Below are 20,988 nucleotides of genomic sequence, written 5' to 3' on the forward strand. Positions count from 1 at the left end.
GATGAGCTTGGTCTAAACTACTGTTGCTGCAACTGCCACTAAAATCACTCCCCGGGGGCATCGTCCATGATTTGGAGCAGCTCATTCAGCTCCCTTACCTTTTCGGCCGAGCCAAGATTTTCATAGGCACTGATGAGGTTGCGAAGCACACGCTTAATAATATCTGTATTAGAGCATGGCTCGTAAAACTGTTTGTCAAATTTGAGGTTAAGTTGTTTCAGGAACATATCTACATCGCGCCTGCCAAACAGGAAGCCTTTATTAAAGGCGTTGATATAAAACAGGATCCCGCTTTCAAACTCGCTTTGCATGCTCTCGTCAAGATAGGCGAGGATAAAATGCTGGGGAAGGTTTACACCGTAAACAGGGATATCCAGTTTTTGTGCGATGATAGAGTAGATGATCGCCAATGAGATCTGGTTGCCTTTTTTAGTTTCCAGCACCTGGCTCAGATAGCTGTTTTGCGGATCGAGGTGATTGGCGGTATTACCGCTGAAACCGTAGATGTTGTAAAACACATGGTTGATCAACTTAACCTGCTCTTTCGGGCTGGCCTCGTTCATCATCTGGATCCAGATATCGCGTTTAATGGCCTCTATTTGGTTAATTACCTTTTGTTCATCAAGGTCGGGGTATTGATAACGATTAATAATCAGGATGCCTTGCAGCAAATCGAACGCGCCGCTTTGATTCCAAAGTTTCAGATCGGTTTTAAGATTGTTGAACTGAATTTCATGTACCAGGTTGGCTATACGTTCCTGTTGAATTGGGTCAAAAGCCTGTTCAAAGGCCGACTCGAGATAAGTAATAGCCTCTGCTCCATATGAAAACAATTTGTTATACACGTGCTCAAAGATCTCGCTGTCCGGATCATCCAGCAGGCGGATCAATGAATTTACTTCGGTTGGATTTATCATACGCTGTAATGCTAAAATACTAAACCTTTTCTATTTTTACAGCGATGTACAATATAAGGTATAGGCTTGATTACCTGCGGCACCGTTTTATGGCCAACAACAGGCACGGCATACACTCTCCATTTGTTTACAAGCTGATTGATACGGTTATTTACGATTATCGCGACCAAAAAGTGTACCGCGAAATTAAAGAAACCTGCAGCAAACAACATTCTGACAGGAACGTGATAAATACACTGCCGTTAAAATTTTACCTTTTACTTTATCGATTTTGTGTTTATTTTAAGCCGGCCATTATTCTTTTTGCCGATAATAAAGATGGCAACATAAAATATGTATTGGCTAAAGCGTGCCCGAGGGGGCAAATCTCCAGTATAAAAGATCTCACTGAATCCCGACAGGCTGACATCATTTTGATAGATGCTGCCAGGCACAATCCAACGGGATATCTGGAAAACCTAATAACTAATATTCATGACGATACTGTGCTGATATTTTTAGGCACCCACCGTACACAAAATACAAAGCAAGCGTGGGAGCAGGTAAAGGCTGATGAACGGGTAAGGGTAACTGTCGATCTGTTTTATTTAGGTCTGGTGTTTTTTAAACCGGGGATGAGCAAGGAGGATTTTAGGGTGAGGTATTGATGGCTTATGTTGGTGGTTCATGGATCATGACCAAAGCATGGGTTTTTTATGTCATCAATTATTTACCACGATCTATGAACCATCAACCATGAACCCAAAAATCAAAACGACTGCCCCAATCCTATATAAAAGCCTGTTAATCTTTTTTCGTTAGGGATCTTCTGGCCAACACCATAATCAATACGTACGGCAAGTCCTTTTTCCACATCAAAAAAGTAGCGGAGGCCACCGCCATAGTTTGGTTTAAGTTCGGAAGTTGCAAAGCTGCTTTTAAAAACTTCGCCGGCACCTGCGAAACCCGCAAAGCCTATGCGGTCGCTAAGGCGGTAACGCAGTTCGGCCTGCCCGGCTAACATATTTCGGTCGCGGAAACGGCCATTGTAATAACCGCGCATCAGTTCGTCGCTTCCCAGGCCGGGTAGTAAATAAAATGGCGAAGTGCTGCCGGTAAGGCTTTGTTCCTGCACATCGAGGCCGAGTACCCATTTAGGTGCCAGCAAAAAAAACTGCGAGTATTCGATATTAAAGAATCCGCCTTTATAGTCATTATTGCCAAACATGCCGTGTATAGCCTGGAAATAGGCGTTTACGATGAGCCCTTTGGTGGTGTATGTATTATTGTTCCTGTTATCGAATGTGATGGTTGGGCCTATATAGGCACTTGGACCGCCGCCATGGTCTTCAACGCGAGGATCGGTATAAAATATACCTGTCTTATCATCATCTCTGAATTTGTAATCCCAGGCACCGCCTGTTATGCCGGCGTACAGGTTATTGGAGATCTTTTTTTCGGCGGTAAAATTAACCTTGAACCGTTTTTGACCAATCCTGTCGGAATTGGCCTTTAATGTATTGTTGCCGATGCCATAAAAGTTGAAAGGGAAATTGATGTAACTGACGCCGGCTGTAAGGTGATAGTTGTTTCCGGGTGTCCAGTAGCTGGTAGTAAGGCTTAAGCGGCTCTGGCCTTTAGTAGTAATGGAGGCATAGCCAAAAACATTGGATACCCTTGTATTGAGTTTTGAAGTATCGGTATAAAAAGAGAGGAGGCCCGCGCCGCCAACTTCAAGCCCTGTTTCCGGAGCCGAACTTAATACAGGTAATATAACAAAGCTACTTTTGCGTGTGGTGTCTTTATCAAAATACATACGCTTTATAACCCGGGATATTTGTGAAAAGGCATTGGTTGAAAAAGCACAGAAAAGTATTAATATGGCAAGTTTTTTCATAGATATTTAGGTGGCTAATATAACCCATTTTGTTAGATAAGGTTTTGTAGGGGCGTATTTTAAAATTATGATGACAATAATGGAGGGGGTAGGGGATAAGTAATGATGATTAAGATACTAAATGGTTATAAAAAGATAAAGGTTCATTTAAAATTCAATTTAACTAAAATGTCTACTTTTGCGGCTGAAATTTTATTGAAATATTATGAGCACTACAAGAGGACCTATTTCGCAGTTTATTGAAAGAAATTATCTGCACTTTAACGCCGCGGCATTAATGGATGCAGCTAAAGGCTATGAAACACACCTTGAAGAAGGCGGTAAAATGATGGTAACTTTAGCTGGTGCCATGAGTACAGCTGAGCTGGGTATTTCACTGGCCGAAATGATCCGCCAGGATAAAATTGCTATTATATCATGTACAGGTGCTAACCTTGAAGAGGATATCATGAACCTTGTGGCGCACTCACACTATAAAAGAGTGCCTAACTACCGCGACCTGAGCCCCCAGGAGGAGTGGGACCTGCTCGAAAATCACTATAACCGTGTTACCGATACCTGTATTCCTGAAGAAGAAGCTTTCCGCCGTTTGCAAAAACACATTCATAAAATTTGGAAAGATGCTGATGACAGTGGCGAGCGCTATTTTCCACATGAATATATGTACAAAATATTGTTGAGCGGCGAGCTGGAGCAATACTATGAAATTGATCCTAAAAACTCATGGATGCTGGCTGCTGCCGAAAAGAACCTGCCTATCGTAGTACCAGGCTGGGAAGACTCAACCATGGGCAACATCTTTGCTTCATACGTAATTAAAGGTGAGCTTAAAGCTTCAACCATGAAAAGCGGTATCGAATACATGGCATGGCTGGCCGACTGGTATACTAAAAATTCATCTGGCAAAGGCATCGGCTTTTTCCAGATAGGTGGTGGTATAGCCGGCGACTTCCCGATATGTGTTGTGCCGATGCTTTACCAGGATATGGAAATGCATGATGTACCATTCTGGAGCTATTTCTGCCAGATCTCAGATTCAACTACTTCGTATGGTTCGTACTCGGGCGCAGTTCCGAACGAAAAAATAACCTGGGGCAAGCTTGACATCCACACACCTAAGTTTATTGTAGAGAGCGATGCTACGATTGTTGCACCACTTATTTTTGCCTGGTTATTAAAACAATAGATAAAATTTTATAATTAAAGTTGGATAATAATTATTCCCTAAAAATGTCAAATGACATTAATATGCATTTAGCAGCGTTTAAACGCAGTTTTTTGTCTATTTAGAACGATTATAAATTATAGGTTGGTGTCATTTATGTGTCACCGATAGTGTATAAAATTATACTTTTGTGCCTGTAATTATCCGATGAAACATACATCTTACAACAGTTTCAATCATTAATATAAAAATTATTTAGCATAAATACACTGTATGAGAAGTTTCTCATTGATTCTTAAACAATTCTCAAAGTCGGTTTTACTGATTGCCGGGTTTGCTTTTTGGAGTTTATCAACTGCGTACGCGCAAACTGACGCTGCTAAAGGCGAGGCCATTTTCAAATCAAAATGTACTACCTGTCACAAAATCGACACCCGTTTAATTGGTCCGGCATTAGGCCCGCAGCTTACTCAAGAAACCGACGATAAATATCTTATCCAGTGGATTCAGAATAACCAGGCGCTGATTGCTGCTAAAAACCCTAAGGCACTCAAAATTTATAATGAGTATAACCAGTCGGGCATGACCGTATTCGCTGATCTTAGCGATGCTGATGTAGGCAATATCATAACCTATGTACGTACTACATGGAAAGATATGAAAGTTGCGCCGGCCGCCGGTGCTGCTGCTCCGGGTGCGAAAGTTGAAAGCGGCCCGAGCGATATGGTTGTTTACGGTTTGATCGGTATCATTATTATCGCTTTCATCGTTATCCTGGTACTAAACAGGGTAGTAGGTTCTTTAGAGCGCATTTTGCTTAAAAACAAAGATCTTATTATTGAGGACGAGGTTATTACTCCGGAAGGTGCCGTAGCGGTTGATGCTAAAAAGGAATTTATCACTAAGATCCTTAAAAACAAAAAACTGGTATTCTTTATATTGGTTGCCGGTACTGTTGCAATGTGCAGCTGGGGTTGGGTTACTTTATGGAACACCAACGTTCACCAGGGTTACCAGCCGGTGCAACCTATTAAATACTCACACGAATTACACGCCGGTATCATGAAAATTGATTGCCAGTACTGTCACTCAGGTGCATACAAGTCAAAAAATGCTTCTATCCCTTCATTAAACGTGTGTATGAACTGCCACAAGGTTGTTAAAACCGAATCAGAAGAAATTCACAAGATTTATGACGCTCTGGGTTACGATCCAAAAACACAGAAGTATGACAGCACCGCGGCCAAACCAATTCAATGGGTACGTATCCACAACCTGCCCGACCTGGCTTACTTTAACCACTCACAACACGTAAAAGTTGGTGGTATTAAATGTCAGCAGTGCCATGGTCCGGTGCAAACGATGAAAGAGGTTTACCAATACTCTCCGCTTACCATGAAATGGTGTATCCAATGCCACAAACGTACCGAAGTTAACGGTAAAGGCAATGCTTACTATGACAGCATCCTGGCTGCACACGATAAGATCAAGAAAGGTGAGAAAGTTACAGCCGCCGTGTTAGGTGGTATCGAGTGCGGTAAATGTCACTATTAATAAAAAGAATTTAGCATTACAGTTTATACAGCTTAAATGGACAGCAATAAAAAATACTGGAAAGGTTTAGAAGAACTAAACAGAACACCAGAATTTGTTGAGAAAAATAAGAACGAATTTGCAGAGCCAATTCCTATCGAGGAAGTGCTTAGCGGATCTGGTTTATCAGCTAAAACTCCACGCCGCGACTTTTTAAAAGCGCTTGGCTTTGGTGTTGGTGCGGTTACATTGGCAGCTTGTCAGAAAGTGCCGGTGCATAAATCAATTCCGTACCTGATTAAACCTGAAGAGGTTACCCCGGGTGTGGCTAACTATTACTCTTCAAGCTATGAAGGTCAGGCTATTTTGGTTAAAACCCGCGAAGGCCGTCCTATCAAGGTAGAAGGTAACCCTAACGACGTGTTTTCAAAAGGCGGTTTAAGTGCGCAGGCCCAGGCTTCGGTACTTGACCTGTATGATGTTAACCGTTTAAAAGACCCTAAGCTAAAAGGTACCGAAGCCGGTTGGGCCGAGGTTGATGCTTATGTAATGAAAGAGCTTGCGGCTGTTGCTGCAGCAGGTAAAGGTATCCGTTTGGTTACTTCAACTGTACACAGCCCTTCAACCTTAGCAGTTATTGCTGAGTTCATCGCTAAATACCCTACTACTAAACATATTAATTATGATGCGGTTTCCTACACCGGCATCATTCAGGCTAATCAAAACAGTTTTGGTAAAGCAGTATTGCCTCACTACAATTTTGATAAAGCCGATGTCATTGTAAGCTTTGGTGCTGATTTCTTAGGTACATGGATCTCTGGCGAAGAATTTACCCGCCAGTATGTTTCAAACCGTAACAGCAAATCGCTGGCAAACAAAAAAATGTCGCGCCACATTCAGTTTGAAACTGGTATGAGCATGACCGGTACTAACGCCGATGCCCGTATCACTACCAAGCCATCAGAAATTGGCGTTGCATTAATAAACCTTTACAACGCAATCTCTGGCACCACTTTACCTGGTTCAAAAGCAACCGGCAGCAAAAAAGTTGACACCGCTATCCAGTTAGCTGCTAAAGAATTAGTTGCTGCCAAAGGCAAAGCATTAGTTGTTTCGGGTTCAAACGATGTTGCTACGCAAGTATTGGTGAATGCTATCAACTCCTTATTAGGTAGCTACGGTACTACTATCGATTTGGATAACCCATCAAAACAATACGCCGGTAACGATGCTGCATTTGTTGAATTTGTAAGCGAAGTAAAACGTGGTGATATTGGTGCAGTATTATTTTTGAATGCTAACCCTGCTTATGATTACTACAAAAATGATGAGTTTAAAGCAGCGTTGAAAAATGTTCGTTTAACGGTATCATTTGCTGATCATGCTGATGAAACAGCTTTATTAGCTACAGTTAATGCTCCAAATCACCATTACCTGGAAACATGGGGTGATGCTAACGCTGTTGAAGGTTACTACACTGTGATTCAGCCAACGATAAACCCCGTTTACAATACCCGCCAGGCCGAGCACAGCTTACTGGTTTGGATGGATAACCCAATAAAAGATTACTACACTTACGTACGCAAAACCTGGGATTCAGGTTTGTTGGCAAAAGGTGGCTTATCCGGTCAAAAAGGATGGGAAACCCTGTTACAAACAGGTATGGTGATTGTTGCTCCTGTAGCAACTTCTGCTTATAGCTTTAGCCTTGATCTTGCCGGTGTAACTCAAAAAATATTAACCCAGAGCAAAGCTGTTGCCGCTGATGGTGACAAATTTGAATTGCAGCTTTACGTTAGCCAGGCTATAGGTGATGGTAAACGTGCTAACAACCCATGGTTACAGGAGCTTCCTGACCCGGTTTCAAAAGTTACCTGGGATAACTTTGCTGCCATGTCGATTTCTGATATGAAGAAATTGAAACTGGAAGAAGGGGATGTAATTAAGATCGAAGCCAACGGTTATTCAGTTGAGTTGCCGGTATTAGCCCAGCCTGGTCAAACTCAAGGAACTTTATCTGTTGCTGTAGGCTATGGCCGTACAAATGCTGGCCCAGTTGGTAACAACGTTGGTAAAAATGCCTTCCCATTCTTTAGCTTAAGTAATGGTACTTTCCAAACTGCTGCTGTAGCTTCATTTAAATCAGCCGGTTACAAATCACCGCTTGCACAAACACAAACCCACCACTCATACGAGGGCAGGAGCGTGATTCGCGAGGCTACTTTTGTTGAATACAAAAAGAACCCTGCAGCAGGTAGCGGTAATGAGCATGGCCGTAAAGATTACAATGCCGAATCGCTTTGGGATAACCATGACCGCCCTGTTTATGACTGGGTAATGGCAATCGACCTTAACGCTTGTACCGGTTGCGGTGCCTGTGTGGTTGCATGTTCTGCAGAAAATAACATTCCGGTTGTAGGTAAAGATGAAGTTTCACGTCGTCGTGAAATGCACTGGATCCGTATCGACCGCTACTATAGCTACAATGACCATGGCAACAGCGAAGAAGCAGTTACCAAAGAAAAGGAAATTGATAAGCTTGAGAACTTTGACAATGTATCGGTTGTTCACCAGCCAATGCTTTGTCAGCACTGTGACCACGCACCTTGCGAAACTGTGTGCCCGGTATTAGCTACCGTTCACTCGTCTGAAGGTTTAAATCACATGGCTTACAATCGTTGCGTAGGTACACGTTACTGCGCTAACAACTGTCCGTTTAAAGTACGCCGCTTTAACTGGTTCAACTACTGGAACGACGCGCGTTTTGACAACTACCTGCAAGGCGAACATACACAATTAGTACTTAACCCGGATGTGGTAACACGTTTCCGTGGTGTTATGGAAAAATGTTCAATGTGTATCCAACGTATCCAGGCTGGTAAACTGAAAGCTAAAATTGAAAAACGCCCGCTTAAAGACGGCGAAATCAAAATGGCTTGTCAGCAAACATGTTCTGCCAACGCTATCGTGTTCGGTAACAGGAATGACCCTAACTCTGAAGTTTCAAAAGCACTTGCAAGTGAAAGAACTTACTACGTACTTGAAGAACTTAACGTACAGCCAGGTATTGGTTACCAGACAAAAGTTAGAAATATAATAGAAACTGAAGCTCAGGCATAAATTTTTATATACAGAGATTAAGATATATGGCATCTCATAGTGAATCAATAATAAGGGAACCGTTAATTACGGGTAAGGACATCACGTATAAGAAAATTACGGATGATGTATTACGCCCTGTAGAAAATATGCCGGGTAAAGCCTGGTGGATCGGTTTTAGTGTAGCCTCGCTTGGCGCCTCGCTTTGGGTTTTCGCAATCAGCTGGACTTTTTGGTTTGGTTTGGGCGAATGGGGCCTGAACAAAACAGTAGGATGGGCGTGGGACATTACCGGTTTCGTATGGTGGGTGGGTATCGGTCACGCTGGTACGCTTATCTCGGCGGTATTGTTACTGTTCCGTCAAAACTGGCGTAACTCAATCAACCGCTCGGCCGAGGCGATGACCATCTTCGCGGTAATTTGCGCGGCTACTTATATCGCGGCTCACATGGGGCGCCCATGGATGGCTGTTTATTCATTGCCATTGCCAAACCAGTACGGTTCATTATGGGTAAACTGGAACTCACCGCTTATTTGGGACGTATTTGCGATCTCAACTTACTTCTCGGTTTCACTGGTGTTCTGGTATACAGGGCTGTTGCCTGATATCGCTACCATCCGTGACCGTGCACAAGGTATCCGCCGCCGTATTTATTCGGTATTGTCATTCGGTTGGACGGGTTCAGTTAAAACCTGGCAGCGTTTTGAAACAGTATCATTGATTCTGGCAGGTGTTTCAACCCCACTGGTACTTTCGGTACACACCATCGTATCAATGGACTTCGCAACTTCACTGGAACCAGGATGGCACACTACCATCTTCCCTCCATACTTCGTTGCAGGTGCGATCTTCTCAGGTTTCGCCATGGTACAAACCCTGTTGCTTATTGCACGTAAGGTTTTGGGCCTGGAAAACTACATTACCATGTTCCACATCGAATCGATGAACAAGATCATCATGTTAACCGGTTCGATAGTAGGTGTAGCTTATTTAACAGAATTGTTCATCGCTTTCTACTCACAAAACGAGTATGAGCAATATGCTTTTGCAAACCGTATCGCCGGTCCGTACTGGTGGGCTTACTGGAGCATGATGACCTGTAACGTAATTACCCCGCAGTTGTTCTGGTTCAAAAAGATTCGTACCAACATTCCGTTGTCATGGGTACTGTCGATCGTGGTTAACATCGGTATGTGGTTTGAGCGTTTCGTAATTATCGTTACCTCACTGCACCGCGACTTTATACCATCAAGCTGGGCCATGTTCTATCCAACCTGGGTTGACGTAAGCGTGTTCATCGGTTCAATAGGTGTATTCTTTACCATGTTCCTGTTGTTCATCAGGGTATTACCTTCAGTGGCTATGGCCGAGGTTAAATTACTGTTGAAGAGCTCAAGCGAGCAGGCTAAGAAGAAACTCATGGACGAAGGCCATGTTGTACCGGCCGAAGCAGAATTTTACATCGCTTCGCTGGAGAAATTTGATAGTGTTGAACAGTCTGAATACTTAAAAGCATAATACTAATGAGTAGCACTAAATATATATTAGGCGTTTTTGATGATCCCGATGATATGATGCATGGGATTGATAAGCTGCAAAAAAACAGCGTACCTATTTATGACGTTTATACGCCTATGCCTATCCACGGTATCGAGGCTAAATTGAACATTAAGGATTCGCGTTTAGGTTATGCAGCATTTATGTTCGGTTGTTTGGGCGGCACCATTATGTTCAGCATGGTTTATTATATGCTGGTTCATGACTGGCCTATCAACATCGGTGGTAAAAACTTTTTTGCTATCCCCGATTTTATCCCGGTTACATTTGAGTGGACTGTATTGTGGACCTCATTCGGTATGACATTTACCTTCTTCTTTGCAAGTCACTTGTTCCCGGGCCGCGCGCCAAGGGTAATGGACTTGCGTGCGACTGATGATAAATTTGTAATTGCAATTAATGCTAAAGGAAACATTCCTCACGACGATATAACTAATTTACTAAAAGAGGCGGGCGCTACAGAAGTTAAGCATAACGACAGAAAATATGTTAGCTATGAATAAAATTAAAATATTAGGAACAATTGTTACTATTATCGCTGCTTCGATAGTTTTTACGTCGTGCAAGGATAAGAGAAGTACCGGCTGGGAGTATGCACCTAATATGTACGAGCATTTGGCATACGATCCGGATCAGAAAAATAACAACTTTAAAGATGGTAAAACAGCTCAGCTGCCACCTGCCGGAACTATCCCGGTTGGCTTTACCAAATTTGATTATCCAAATACCAAAGAGGGTTATGAATTAGCCAGTGTTGAGGTTAAATCTGTCTTGGCTCAAACCCAGGCTAACTATGCTGAAGGTAAGATTTTGTTTGAGCATTTTTGCTCTCCTTGCCACGGTGTTAATGGCCAGGGTGATGGCTTGGTGGTACAGCACGGTTATCCGGCTCCTCCATCATATTCAAAAGGCCAGTCATCACGCGGTGGTAACATGAAAGACCTTACAGACGGTAAAATTTATCATACCATTACTTACGGTGTAAATGCTATGGGTTCATACGCTTCTCAGCTTGCTCCCGAAGAACGCTGGAAAGTGATCATGTATGTTCACCATTTACAAACCTTATAAGAAAAAGATATTAATGAAGACTCATAATAATTTTGACGGGCAATACGAATTTGTCGGCAAAGCCAAAACATGGAGCTTGATATGCATCGTGATTGGTTTGGTTGCCATACTTGGTGGCTTTGCGCTTGGCTACACTGAGCGTACATTTGCCAACCTGTTGCTGATGACCTATTACTTTGCTGCGGTTTGTATGTGCGGTATTTTCTTTTGTGCCGTACAATATGCAGCGCAAGCTGGTTGGTCTGCATCGATGATCAGGATCCCCCAGGCTTTTGGTAAAGTTTTGCCAATTGCTGCAATTACGCTAATTGTGGTGGTGATAGCCGGGTTTTCATTAACCCATACAATTACCAGCGAAGAAGGTAAGCAAGTGGTTGCCCCTTATTTATATAAAATTTGGGCAGCTGTTGGTGTTACTGACCCTCATAGTGAAAACTACAATGCTGTTATAGCAGGTAAAGCGGGATATATGAACAAGGTTGGTTTCATAATCCGGTTGATTTGTTTCCTTGGGTCATATTGCATATTTGGTCGGTTACTGGCCAAATATTCAGAAGCAGAAGACGAAGTTGGTGGTATGTTCTACTACAAGAAAAGCTTCAATATGTCATGCCTGTTCCTGGTGATCTTTGGGTTCACCACGCCGATATATGCTTTTGATACCATCATGTCATTAGAAGCTGAGTGGTTTTCAACCATGTTTGGCTGGTATAACTTTGCTGCTATGTGGGTAGCCGGATTATCGGTTATCACCCTTACACTGATCCGTTTAAAACGTATTGGTTATTTTGAATGGGTAACTGAAGACCATATGCATAGCCTAACCAAGTTCATTTTCGGGTTCTCGATTTTCTGGACTTACGTTTGGTTTGCTCAGTTCTTGTTGATCTACTACGCTAACATACCTGAAGAAACGGTTTACTTCTTTAAACGTTGGGAACCTGAATTTAAACCGTGGTTTTGGATTAACATTGTTGTTAACTTCCTTGCTCCATTATTGGTATTCATGTCTCGCGATTCTAAACGTGTTTACCGCACAGTTGAGATTATGTGTGTTATCCTGATTGTTGGTCACTGGTTAGATTACTTTATGATGATCATGCCCGGCACAGTTGGGCCAACTTCATCATGGTTAACAGAGATTGGCCCGATCGAGATAGGTGTATTCTTAGGTTTCGGAGGTTTATTTACCTTTACCGCGATGACTGCTTTAACCAAGTTCAAATCGTTGGTTCCTAAAAAACACCCTTTCTTGCAGGAAAGCCTTCATCATCACATATAATAATTATTACATTTGCACCAAAATACAGAATACCAAACAGCTTACTAAAATGGGATTCAGAAAATTAATAAATTCTAAAAAATTACTATCGTTCTTCGCTGCGTTTATGCTCTTGGGCACAAACCTGCTGATGGCGCAAACTGAGGCCGCCGGTGCGGCTCCGGGCCAGGAAGAGGCCCCTAAGGTTGACTGGACCGGGGTGGCATATTATGTGGCTATCTTTTTCCTGATCTGCTTAGGTGTTGCTATCGTTGGCAAAATCCTTAAGATCTACGATCTTACTTTAAAGATGCAAGGCAAAAAAGGCATTAAGTGGAATACCGTGATGGCTGTAATTTGTATTGTTTTCCTTTTAGTAGGTTTATACGGCGCTTACTGGTCATTTACCGAACAGGGCAGTATGACATTGCCGGAAGCCGCTTCGGCTCATGGCGTTAAAATAGATGAGATGTTTACCGTCACTACTGTTTTAACAATGATAGTATTTTTTGTTACCCAAATCCTGCTGTTTACATTCCTGTTCCAATACCGTCATTCTGATAAACGCCGTGCGCACTTCCTGCCACACAATAATACCATCGAAAAAGTTTGGACAATTGCCCCTGCTATCGTGCTGACTATCCTGGTTGTGTTTGGTTTCTTTACCTGGCAGAAAATCATGAACAGTGAAAATCTTAAAGACGATATCAATATAGATGTAACCGGTCACCAGTTTGCCTGGGAATTGCGTTACCCTGGTAAAGATGGTGTATTAGGTCCTAAAGATTTCCGTTTGGTTACAGGCGCTAACTTGTTGGGTGTTAACTTTAAAAAGAAAAGTAGTTTTGATGACTTAAAGGTTGATACTATGTATCTGCCGGTTAACAAATCAATCAGGCTGAATATCCTTGCACAGGACGTGATCCATAGTGTTTATATGCCTCACTTCAGGGTTCAGTTAAACGCAGTACCTGGTTTACCCACCTTCTTTAAATTTACCCCGACTATTACTACCGCAGAAATGCGTACCAAATTAGACGACCCTAAATTTGAATATACCCTTTACTGTAACAAAATATGCGGTGGAAGCCACTACAACATGCAAAAAGTTGTACGTGTTGTTTCTGAAGCCGAATATCAGTCATGGCTGTCAAGGCAAAAGCCTTACCTCAACGATGCTTTAAGAAAAGAGCTTCATTTTGCGGCAGCAAACAACGAGCAAAGCGGTGCTTCAACAAATAGGTTAGCGTTAAATAATTAATAAAGATAAGAAATAGAGATATGTCAACATTAGCAGTTCACGACCACGCAGGAGCCCACCACGACGAACACGGTCACGAACACCATCATGACCAATCATTCCTGTCTAAATATGTATTTAGCATGGACCATAAGATGATTGCCAAGCAATTCCTGATCACAGGTATTACGATGGCGGTTATCGCAATGATTTTGTCAATCCTGTTTAGGATCCAGCTTGCTTACCCTGATAAAACATTCCCGCTGTTAACAACTTTGTTAGGTCGCTTTGCACCTAACGGCCGTATCAGCCCCGATTTTTACCTTGCTTTGGTTACCATACACGGTACCATCATGGTATTCTTCGTACTAACTGCCGGCTTGAGCGGTACTTTTGCCAACTTATTAATTCCATTGCAGGTAGGTGCACGTGATATGGCTTCGCCGTTCATGAACATGCTTTCATACTGGTTCTTCTTTTTGGCCAGTGTTATCATGTTGTCATCGTTCTTTGTACAAAAAGGCCCCGCCAGCGGTGGTTGGACAATCTACCCTCCATTATCTGCCTTACCAAAGGCAATGCCGGGTTCTGGCGAAGGTATGACCCTTTGGCTGATCAGTATGGTACTGTTCGTAGCATCATCGTTAATGGGTGGTATCAACTACGTAAGTACTGTATTAAACATGCGTACAAAAGGTATGGACCTTTGGAAAATGCCTTTAACTATCTGGGCTTTATTCCTTACTGCTATATTAGGTATCCTTGCTTTCCCGGTTTTAGTTGCTGGTGTAGTGTTGTTGATATTTGACCGTAGCGTTGGTACAAGCTTCTATTTATCTGATATCGTTTTAAACGGCGTACAGCAACCATTTGAAGGTGGTAGCCCGATCCTGTTCCAGCACTTATTCTGGTTCCTTGGTCACCCGGAAGTATATATCGTTATTATGCCTGCGATGGGTATCTCATCTGAAGTAATGTCGGTAAACTCACGTAAACCAATCTTTGGTTACCATGCAATGGTTTACTCTCTGATCGGTATCACAGTATTATCGTTCATCGTTTGGGGCCACCACATGTTTGTTACCGGTATGAATCCGTTCCTTGGTGGTGTGTTTATGATTACTACTTTGATCATTGCGGTACCATCGGCGGTAAAAACATTTAACTGGTTAGCTACACTTTGGCGTGGTAACATCAGGTTTACACCTGCTATGTTGTTCGCTATCGGCATGGTGTCGTTCTTTATCTCTGGTGGTTTGACAGGTATCTTCCTGGGTAATGCTGCTTTGGATATCAACTTACATGATACTTACTTCGTAGTTGCTCACTTCCACCTTGTAATGGGTTCGGCAGCTATATTTGGTATGCTTGCTGGTGTTTACCACTGGTTCCCTAAAATGTTCGGTCGTATGATGGACGAGAAATTAGGTTACTTGCACTTCTGGTTAACATTTATCTGTGCTTACCTGGTATTTTTCCCTATGCACTTTATGGGCCTTGACGGCGTGCCACGTAGGTATTATGCGTTCACCGAATTTGCTTCAATGCAGAAATGGTTAACTATCAATACATTTGTTACCTGGGCTGCTATTATCGCCGCACTTACCCAGTTTGGTTTCCTTTATAACTTCTTTGTATCAATCTTCAAAGGACAAAAAGCAACTCAAAACCCATGGGAGTCAAACACACTTGAATGGACTACTCCTGTTGAACACTTACACGGCAACTGGCCGGGTGAAATTCCAACCGTTTACCGTTGGCCATATGATTACAGCAAACCAGGTGCGGAAGAGGATTATATCCCTCAAACTGTTCCTTACTCGCAAACTATGAGCTCAAACCTTCCGCACGATTTTGAAGATAATCCTGCAGGTTTGGAAGAACTTAATAAGTTTACAAGTACGCTGAAAGCAAACGAACAAGTAAAATAATTAATACTTATCTGATCTTTTAGGGTACCGGTTAAGTCTTAAGTCGGAAGTTTTGAGTCCCAAGTTGAGCAGCTTTGAACTTGAAACTTAGAACTTCCGACTTAACAAGGTACCCTAATTTTTTAGAACTATTTAGATGAGCACAGCCGGAAAAAATAGGTTTCAAAAGATCAATATTACAACCATTGTTCTGCTCTTTGTTTTGATTCTTGCCGGTGGTGTTGTGCGTAGCTCAGGTTCAGGCATGGGATGTCCCGACTGGCCAAAATGTTTCGGAAGGTACATTCCGCCTACTGATATCAGTGATCTGCCTAAAGATTATAAACAGAAATACGTAGCCAAACGGGTTGAAAAGAACCAGCGTTTTGCAAAAACACTTGATGTGTTTGGTTACAGTGATCTGGCAAAACGAATCCGCGAAGATCGTTCTATCCTTGTGCCTGAGGAGTTTAATGCAGGCAAAACATGGACTGAGTATATCAACCGCCTTATTGGTGCTTTATCTGGCTTTTTTCTTTTGCTTTCTGTTGTTTTTTCATTCAGCTACTGGAAAACGGATAAGAGGATAGCAATCTTGAGTATTTTTAATCTGGTGCTTGTGGGGTTTCAGGCGTGGTTAGGCTCAATCGTGGTATCTACCAATTTGATTGCCTGGATTGTTACCGTACACATGCTTTTAGCGCTGGCTATCTTAGCTATTTGTATTTATACTTATCACGTAGCGCGGATTTCGGGTAGAAGTACTTCAGGGTCGTCACCTTTGGTTTACGTTATAACGCTTGCTGCACTGTTTGTAAGTATTCTGCAAATTGCTTTCGGAACCGAGGTAAGGGAGAAGATAGATGCGGTTGCCAACCACTTTCAAGGAGGTTATCGTAAAGATTGGATCACCAATGCCGGCGAAATATTTCAGCATCACAGGGACATTGCTATTTTGGTGCTGGTGTTGAACGTTGCTTTATTTGCTTTGATCCGTAAAGGCTTTAGCAGGCACTCTATTCAGCAGCAGTTGATGAGTTTTACGTTTTTGATGATCACGATGCAGATAGTTACCGGGATCTTATTATCATATCTCGCTTTACCACCGGTTGCCCAGGCAGCACACATCGTATTGGCGAGTTTAATATTTGGGGCACAATTTTATTTGCTTTTGAATTTATTTCAAGGTGTTAAGGGTAGGGAGGTAAGCAGATGAAATGGGCTGATTTTTCAAAACTGATTAAAACGAGACTTACCTCATTGGTAGTGTTTTCGGCATCCATATCATTTTTAATAGGAAGCCGCGCCAATGGCCATATCATCTGGATTGATTGGGTAAAACTAATCGTTGGTGGTTTCCTGGTGACTTCGGCAGCTAATGCTTTTAACGAGATCATCGAAAAAGATCTTGATAAGCTAATGAAGCGTACAATGGACAGGCCGATTCCTTCAGGTAAGATGACTACCGGGCAGGCATTGGTATTGGGTTTGGGCATGGGTATGGCAGGGACTTATTTGTTAGGCAGTTTAAACCTGTTAACAGGGTTGTTGTCCGTGTTCTCAATTTTATTGTATGCGTTTGCCTATACACCTTTAAAGCGTAAATCGCCTATTGCAGTATTTGTTGGTGCGATTCCGGGTGCTTTACCACCGCTTATTGGGTATGTGGCTGCACAGGTGCATGGCAGGATAGACGAGATAGCGATAATCTTATTTTCAATCCAGTTTATCTGGCAGTTTGTTCATTTCTGGGCTATTGCCTGGGTTTTGGATGATGATTATAAGCTTGCAGGTTTTAGGTTATTGCCATCGGGCAAAAGAGATTTAACAAGTGCGGTAATTACCTTTATATTTGCAGTTGTTTTAGTCCCTGTAAGTTTATTACCAACTTTTTATGGTTATGGCGGTTACTGGGTAGGCGGTGTATCACTGATATGCAGCCTGATATTTTTATACCAGTCATTTATGCTGTTGCGTACCCGTCAAATACCAGAGGCACGTAAGTTAATGTTCGGCTCGTTTTTTTACCTGCCGGTAGTTCAGATAATGTTTTTAGTAGATTTTATAGTTAAGTGAGATGATGGCAAGGATAGAACAAGATAACGACAGGCTTAACCTTGGTGCCAAAAAGTTTAATATGTGGATCTTTATATTCACATCATTTATGCTTTTTGCGGCTTTTACCAGCGGCTTTATCGTTTATTCGGGAGGTAGCGGGCACGGTTTAAACGTGATCATGCCTCAGTCGTTTTTGTATAGCACTATTGTTATAGTATTAAGCAGCGGCACATTGTTTTTGGCGTCGAAAGCTGCTAAAGCATTGCAGTTTGACAAACAGAAGCTGTATTTATGGATCACATTGGGCCTGGGTTTAGCATTTTTTGCCTTGCAAATTTATGCCTGCTATGTGTTAACCTTCAAAATGCAGATCTATTTTGTTGATCCTAATGCTTCGCGCTCCTTTGTTTATGTTTTTGTTGGCGCGCATTTGGTACACATTTTTGCGGCGCTGTTATTGCTAATAAATACACTTATAGGTACATACCGTAATATCCCCCAGGTAAGGAATATGTTTAAGATGGAATTAACTTCCATTTTCTGGCATTTTCTCGATATTATATGGATTTATCTCTATGTTTTTTTACTTTTGAATCATAATTAATACACCCATAGATTAGTACAGATGAGTACAACAGTTTCACAAATTGACGAAGTAAAAACTTCGCCCTGGTCGGGAGGAAGATCCCCGTTCAACGTGGAGTACGGAAAAATAATGATGTGGTTTTTCCTCCTTTCGGATGCATTTACCTTTTCATCATTATTGATAGCTTACGGTTCATTGCGTTTCAGCGCAAGCGTATGGCCAGGTGCGGATAAAGTTTTCCAATCAGTTCCCGGATTAGTTGATCACGGCGCACCATTGGTGTTTGTGGGTTTAATGACCTTCATCCTCATTGCAAGTTCTGTTACTATGGTATTGGCTGTAGAGGCGGGCCATCGTAATGCTAAAAAAGAGGTTGTAGGCTGGATGATAGCTACTGTTATAGGTGGTTTCATGTTCCTTGGTTGCCAGGCTTTGGAATGGGGACATTTACACCATGAAGGTTTCTGGTGGGGAAGTGTTCCGCCTGCCGAAGAACTTAAAAAGTTATTTACCGGCGGTACCGAAGCCGTGCAACATATGACTTCGCAGGAGTTTGCTAACTTGTTCTTTACCATCACAGGTTTCCACGGTTTCCACGTATTTACAGGTGTTATTATCAACATTATTATTACAGTAAACGTGTTAATGGGCACATACGAAAAACGCGGCAGTTATTTAATGGTTGAAAAGGTTGGTTTGTACTGGCACTTTGTAGACCTTGTTTGGGTATTCGTATTTACATTCTTTTACTTAGTTTAAAAATATTTATAATATGTCAGCAGAATCGCACGAAATTCATCACGATGGTGATCATGAAACCATGAGCAGAAAGCGGATATGGCAGGTTGCAGGTATCTTAACTGTTATTACCTGTATCGAATTCTTTATCGCGCTTGTATGTGTGCCTAAAGGAATTCTTCCAATACAGTATGCCAACCCTGTATATATCGTTTTAACCTTGCTTAAAGCATTTTATATAGTTGCATATTTCATGCACTTGAAGTTTGAGAAAATGGGTCTCATATTGTCAATAGCAATTCCGGTAATATTTATAATCGGTTTAATCCTGGTACTTACAAACGAAAGCCACCACTGGGTTGACCTGAGGTAATGAACAAGGCTTCTATATTAAAAAAGATCCTGATCCTGGTGCTCATCTTAGCAGTACCAGGATTTTTATATTATTTACTTACCGCTAAAGGTAAAAACAGGTATAAGCCCCTCGCTGTTTTTGGGCCAAAGGTGGTTGCCAAAACAGGGCATAAATTTCACGGCAAGTACATTCCTGATACCATCTACCACACCATTCCTGATTTTAAATTGACCGATCAGGAAGGAAAGCCGGTTACCCTGGCTACCCTGAAAGGAAAGATTTTTGTAATAAACTTCTTTTATAAAAATTGCCCTACAGTTTGCCAGACTATCAACAAAAATATGAGCTGGCTGGTAGGTACGTATTACAAAAACAAGATGGTTTACTTTTTAACCATCACAGTTGATCCGGAACATGATACCCAGGATGTGCTAAACAAATACCTGCAAACCTTTAAGCCCGAATCAAACCGTTGGCTGATGTGCAGTGGCGATACTTCATCGGTTTACAGCTTTGCCCGTAATGGGCTGTTTGTAAATGCTGCAAAAGCCGGTAGCGACTTTGTTTACAGCGATGACTTTGTACTGGTTGATCAGGAACACCGGATTCGTGGATATTACAAAGCAGCGGTAACACCAGAGGTAAACCGCCTTAACGATGAGATAAAAGTGTTGATAGCCGAAGAGCTTCGTAAAGTTGATAAGCCGTTATATTAATTTGCCATGAGTGATAAATTTATAATCCGCTTTGTTGCGGGTGTTACCATATTTGTAATTGCAGTAGTTGTTTTGTTAAACAGGCACCTGATACCGGGTCCGGCTGTAGCTCCCGCTTTTACACCCTACCTGCCGATGCTTAATGCTGTACTTAACGGCACTTGTACCTTATTGCTTCTTTTGTCGTTATATCAAATTAAACAAGGGAATATAACACTACATAAACGACTTAACATTGTTACGTTCTGTTTATCGTCGTTATTCCTTGTATCGTATATCCTGTTTCATTACCTGATGCGTAACGAGATCGTTTACGGAGATCTCAACGGCGATGGGCAGTTGTCAGCAGCAGAAAGGGTATCTGCCGGTTTTTTGAGGACTATATACTTAACCATTTTGACGCCTCATATTATACTTGCAGCAGCTGTTTTACCGTTAATATTATTGAGTTTTTACCGCGGGCTGCAAATGCAGGTTGAAAAGCACCGTAAGCTGGTGCGCTGGGCATTCCCGATATGGCTGTACGTTACCGCGAGCGGTGTGGTGGTTTACTTAATGATCCGCCCGTTTTATCATTTTTAATTTATAATTGGTTAAATTTGTACTTATGAAACAAGGTTTTAAAGTTATCCTTTTTGTAATGGCCCTTGGCCTTATGCTGATTGCACGCGAACCAGTAAAAGCTCAGTGCGCACAGTGCGCTGCTACTGTTGAAACCAACGCTCAAAGCGGTAGTTCAAAAACAAGGGGTTTAAATAACGGGATCCTGTTTTTATTGGGCGCTCCTTATTTTGCTGTAGCATTGGGGGGGTACATCTGGTATAAAAAATACCGTCGTAAAGATGTTAAGCTTGAGATGCGCGGCGAAAAACTTAATCTGAATTAATAAGCAAATGCGGGTATT

20 protein-coding genes are annotated in these 20,988 nt (G+C 42.1%); 18 read left to right on the top strand and 2 right to left on the bottom strand.

What is annotated here, in order from left to right:
- Nucleotides 1-44: 44 nt before the first annotated feature.
- On the bottom strand, nt 45-917 hold the full coding sequence (locus ABIC84_RS09325; RefSeq protein ID WP_426584399.1) for a transglutaminase family protein: 873 nt from the start codon (nt 915-917) through the stop codon (nt 45-47).
- 44 nt (nt 918-961) lie between these two features.
- On the opposite strand from ABIC84_RS09325, the gene ABIC84_RS09330 reads away from it, so the two are divergent.
- Complete coding sequence (locus ABIC84_RS09330; protein ID WP_426584401.1) at nt 962-1,564, top strand: hypothetical protein; 603 nt, start codon at nt 962-964, stop codon at nt 1,562-1,564.
- A gap of 101 nt (nt 1,565-1,665) precedes the next feature.
- Here the strand turns inward: ABIC84_RS09330 and ABIC84_RS09335 are convergent, their stop codons facing one another.
- Entirely contained in the window at nt 1,666-2,793 is a 1,128-nt protein-coding gene (locus ABIC84_RS09335; RefSeq protein ID WP_426584403.1) for a polymerase, read from the bottom strand.
- Nucleotides 2,794-2,998: 205 nt separating this feature from the next.
- Here ABIC84_RS09335 and ABIC84_RS09340 point away from each other — a divergent pair, with 205 nt between their 5' ends.
- The 17 genes from ABIC84_RS09340 (at nt 2,999) to ABIC84_RS09420 (ending at nt 20,970) form a co-directional block, all read left to right on the top strand.
- The gene (locus tag ABIC84_RS09340) at nt 2,999-3,979 is read left to right on the top strand and encodes a deoxyhypusine synthase family protein (protein ID WP_090530168.1); all 981 of its coding nucleotides are present in this window, start codon (nt 2,999-3,001) and stop codon (nt 3,977-3,979) included.
- 252 nt (nt 3,980-4,231) lie between these two features.
- Nucleotides 4,232-5,512: a cytochrome c3 family protein gene (locus ABIC84_RS09345; protein WP_426584406.1), complete on the top strand. Its 1,281-nt coding sequence runs from the start codon at nt 4,232-4,234 to the stop codon at nt 5,510-5,512.
- Between the two features lie 36 nt (nt 5,513-5,548).
- A complete protein-coding gene (locus ABIC84_RS09350) occupies nt 5,549-8,611 on the top strand; it encodes a TAT-variant-translocated molybdopterin oxidoreductase (RefSeq protein WP_429263426.1) in 3,063 nt (1,020 codons plus the stop codon).
- A gap of 26 nt (nt 8,612-8,637) precedes the next feature.
- Nucleotides 8,638-10,110, top strand: coding sequence for an NrfD/PsrC family molybdoenzyme membrane anchor subunit (gene nrfD, locus ABIC84_RS09355; RefSeq protein ID WP_426584410.1), 1,473 nt, complete (start codon nt 8,638-8,640; stop codon nt 10,108-10,110).
- Between the two features lie 5 nt (nt 10,111-10,115).
- Nucleotides 10,116-10,652 (top strand): DUF3341 domain-containing protein, encoded by a 537-nt coding sequence (locus tag ABIC84_RS09360; protein ID WP_321555517.1) that lies wholly within the window; start codon nt 10,116-10,118, stop codon nt 10,650-10,652.
- Nucleotides 10,636-11,220 carry a c-type cytochrome gene (locus ABIC84_RS09365; RefSeq protein WP_090530154.1) on the top strand — a complete coding sequence of 195 codons (585 nt, stop codon included), beginning with the start codon at nt 10,636-10,638 and terminating at the stop codon, nt 11,218-11,220. The genes ABIC84_RS09360 and ABIC84_RS09365 overlap by 17 nt, the downstream gene beginning before the upstream one ends.
- A 13-nt stretch (nt 11,221-11,233) precedes the next feature.
- Nucleotides 11,234-12,502: a quinol:cytochrome C oxidoreductase gene (locus tag ABIC84_RS09370; RefSeq protein ID WP_426584414.1), complete on the top strand. Its 1,269-nt coding sequence runs from the start codon at nt 11,234-11,236 to the stop codon at nt 12,500-12,502.
- Nucleotides 12,503-12,551: 49 nt separating this feature from the next.
- A complete protein-coding gene (locus tag ABIC84_RS09375) occupies nt 12,552-13,742 on the top strand; it encodes a cytochrome c oxidase subunit II (protein WP_426584416.1) in 1,191 nt (396 codons plus the stop codon).
- Nucleotides 13,743-13,762: 20 nt separating this feature from the next.
- Nucleotides 13,763-15,652 (top strand): cytochrome c oxidase subunit I, encoded by a 1,890-nt coding sequence (locus tag ABIC84_RS09380; protein WP_321555514.1) that lies wholly within the window; start codon nt 13,763-13,765, stop codon nt 15,650-15,652.
- 136 nt (nt 15,653-15,788) lie between these two features.
- Nucleotides 15,789-16,847, top strand: coding sequence for a COX15/CtaA family protein (locus ABIC84_RS09385; protein ID WP_429263427.1), 1,059 nt, complete (start codon nt 15,789-15,791; stop codon nt 16,845-16,847).
- Nucleotides 16,844-17,707 carry a heme o synthase gene (cyoE, locus tag ABIC84_RS09390; protein ID WP_429263428.1) on the top strand — a complete coding sequence of 288 codons (864 nt, stop codon included), beginning with the start codon at nt 16,844-16,846 and terminating at the stop codon, nt 17,705-17,707. Before ABIC84_RS09385 ends, cyoE begins: the two co-directional genes overlap by 4 nt.
- A gap of 1 nt (nt 17,708) precedes the next feature.
- Entirely contained in the window at nt 17,709-18,293 is a 585-nt protein-coding gene (locus tag ABIC84_RS09395; protein WP_426584423.1) for a cytochrome c oxidase subunit 3, read from the top strand.
- Nucleotides 18,294-18,314: 21 nt separating this feature from the next.
- Nucleotides 18,315-19,034, top strand: coding sequence for a cytochrome c oxidase subunit 3 (locus ABIC84_RS09400; RefSeq protein WP_090530134.1), 720 nt, complete (start codon nt 18,315-18,317; stop codon nt 19,032-19,034).
- A gap of 13 nt (nt 19,035-19,047) precedes the next feature.
- On the top strand, nt 19,048-19,386 hold the full coding sequence (locus ABIC84_RS09405; RefSeq protein WP_090530131.1) for a cytochrome C oxidase subunit IV family protein: 339 nt from the start codon (nt 19,048-19,050) through the stop codon (nt 19,384-19,386).
- Entirely contained in the window at nt 19,386-20,084 is a 699-nt protein-coding gene (locus ABIC84_RS09410; RefSeq protein WP_429263429.1) for an SCO family protein, read from the top strand. Before ABIC84_RS09405 ends, ABIC84_RS09410 begins: the two co-directional genes overlap by 1 nt.
- A gap of 6 nt (nt 20,085-20,090) precedes the next feature.
- A complete protein-coding gene (locus ABIC84_RS09415; RefSeq protein ID WP_429263430.1) occupies nt 20,091-20,666 on the top strand; it encodes a DUF420 domain-containing protein in 576 nt (191 codons plus the stop codon).
- A gap of 25 nt (nt 20,667-20,691) precedes the next feature.
- The gene (locus tag ABIC84_RS09420) at nt 20,692-20,970 is read left to right on the top strand and encodes a hypothetical protein (protein WP_091165046.1); all 279 of its coding nucleotides are present in this window, start codon (nt 20,692-20,694) and stop codon (nt 20,968-20,970) included.
- The last annotated feature ends 18 nt before the right edge of the window (nt 20,971-20,988 follow it).

The sequence above is a fragment of the Mucilaginibacter sp. 3215 genome, from assembly GCF_050433785.1.
GTDB lineage: Bacteria > Bacteroidota > Bacteroidia > Sphingobacteriales > Sphingobacteriaceae > Mucilaginibacter.

Coding starts and splice junctions, on each gene's coding strand:
- ABIC84_RS09325 (WP_426584399.1), bottom strand. CDS start 917: ATGATAAATCCAACCGAAGTAAATTCATTGATCCGCCTGCTGGATGAT.
- ABIC84_RS09330 (WP_426584401.1), top strand. CDS start 962: ATGTACAATATAAGGTATAGGCTTGATTACCTGCGGCACCGTTTTATG.
- ABIC84_RS09335 (WP_426584403.1), bottom strand. CDS start 2,793: ATGAAAAAACTTGCCATATTAATACTTTTCTGTGCTTTTTCAACCAAT.
- ABIC84_RS09340 (WP_090530168.1), top strand. CDS start 2,999: ATGAGCACTACAAGAGGACCTATTTCGCAGTTTATTGAAAGAAATTAT.
- ABIC84_RS09345 (WP_426584406.1), top strand. CDS start 4,232: ATGAGAAGTTTCTCATTGATTCTTAAACAATTCTCAAAGTCGGTTTTA.
- ABIC84_RS09350 (WP_429263426.1), top strand. CDS start 5,549: ATGGACAGCAATAAAAAATACTGGAAAGGTTTAGAAGAACTAAACAGA.
- nrfD (WP_426584410.1), top strand. CDS start 8,638: ATGGCATCTCATAGTGAATCAATAATAAGGGAACCGTTAATTACGGGT.
- ABIC84_RS09360 (WP_321555517.1), top strand. CDS start 10,116: ATGAGTAGCACTAAATATATATTAGGCGTTTTTGATGATCCCGATGAT.
- ABIC84_RS09365 (WP_090530154.1), top strand. CDS start 10,636: ATGTTAGCTATGAATAAAATTAAAATATTAGGAACAATTGTTACTATT.
- ABIC84_RS09370 (WP_426584414.1), top strand. CDS start 11,234: ATGAAGACTCATAATAATTTTGACGGGCAATACGAATTTGTCGGCAAA.
- ABIC84_RS09375 (WP_426584416.1), top strand. CDS start 12,552: ATGGGATTCAGAAAATTAATAAATTCTAAAAAATTACTATCGTTCTTC.
- ABIC84_RS09380 (WP_321555514.1), top strand. CDS start 13,763: ATGTCAACATTAGCAGTTCACGACCACGCAGGAGCCCACCACGACGAA.
- ABIC84_RS09385 (WP_429263427.1), top strand. CDS start 15,789: ATGAGCACAGCCGGAAAAAATAGGTTTCAAAAGATCAATATTACAACC.
- cyoE (WP_429263428.1), top strand. CDS start 16,844: ATGAAATGGGCTGATTTTTCAAAACTGATTAAAACGAGACTTACCTCA.
- ABIC84_RS09395 (WP_426584423.1), top strand. CDS start 17,709: ATGATGGCAAGGATAGAACAAGATAACGACAGGCTTAACCTTGGTGCC.
- ABIC84_RS09400 (WP_090530134.1), top strand. CDS start 18,315: ATGAGTACAACAGTTTCACAAATTGACGAAGTAAAAACTTCGCCCTGG.
- ABIC84_RS09405 (WP_090530131.1), top strand. CDS start 19,048: ATGTCAGCAGAATCGCACGAAATTCATCACGATGGTGATCATGAAACC.
- ABIC84_RS09410 (WP_429263429.1), top strand. CDS start 19,386: ATGAACAAGGCTTCTATATTAAAAAAGATCCTGATCCTGGTGCTCATC.
- ABIC84_RS09415 (WP_429263430.1), top strand. CDS start 20,091: ATGAGTGATAAATTTATAATCCGCTTTGTTGCGGGTGTTACCATATTT.
- ABIC84_RS09420 (WP_091165046.1), top strand. CDS start 20,692: ATGAAACAAGGTTTTAAAGTTATCCTTTTTGTAATGGCCCTTGGCCTT.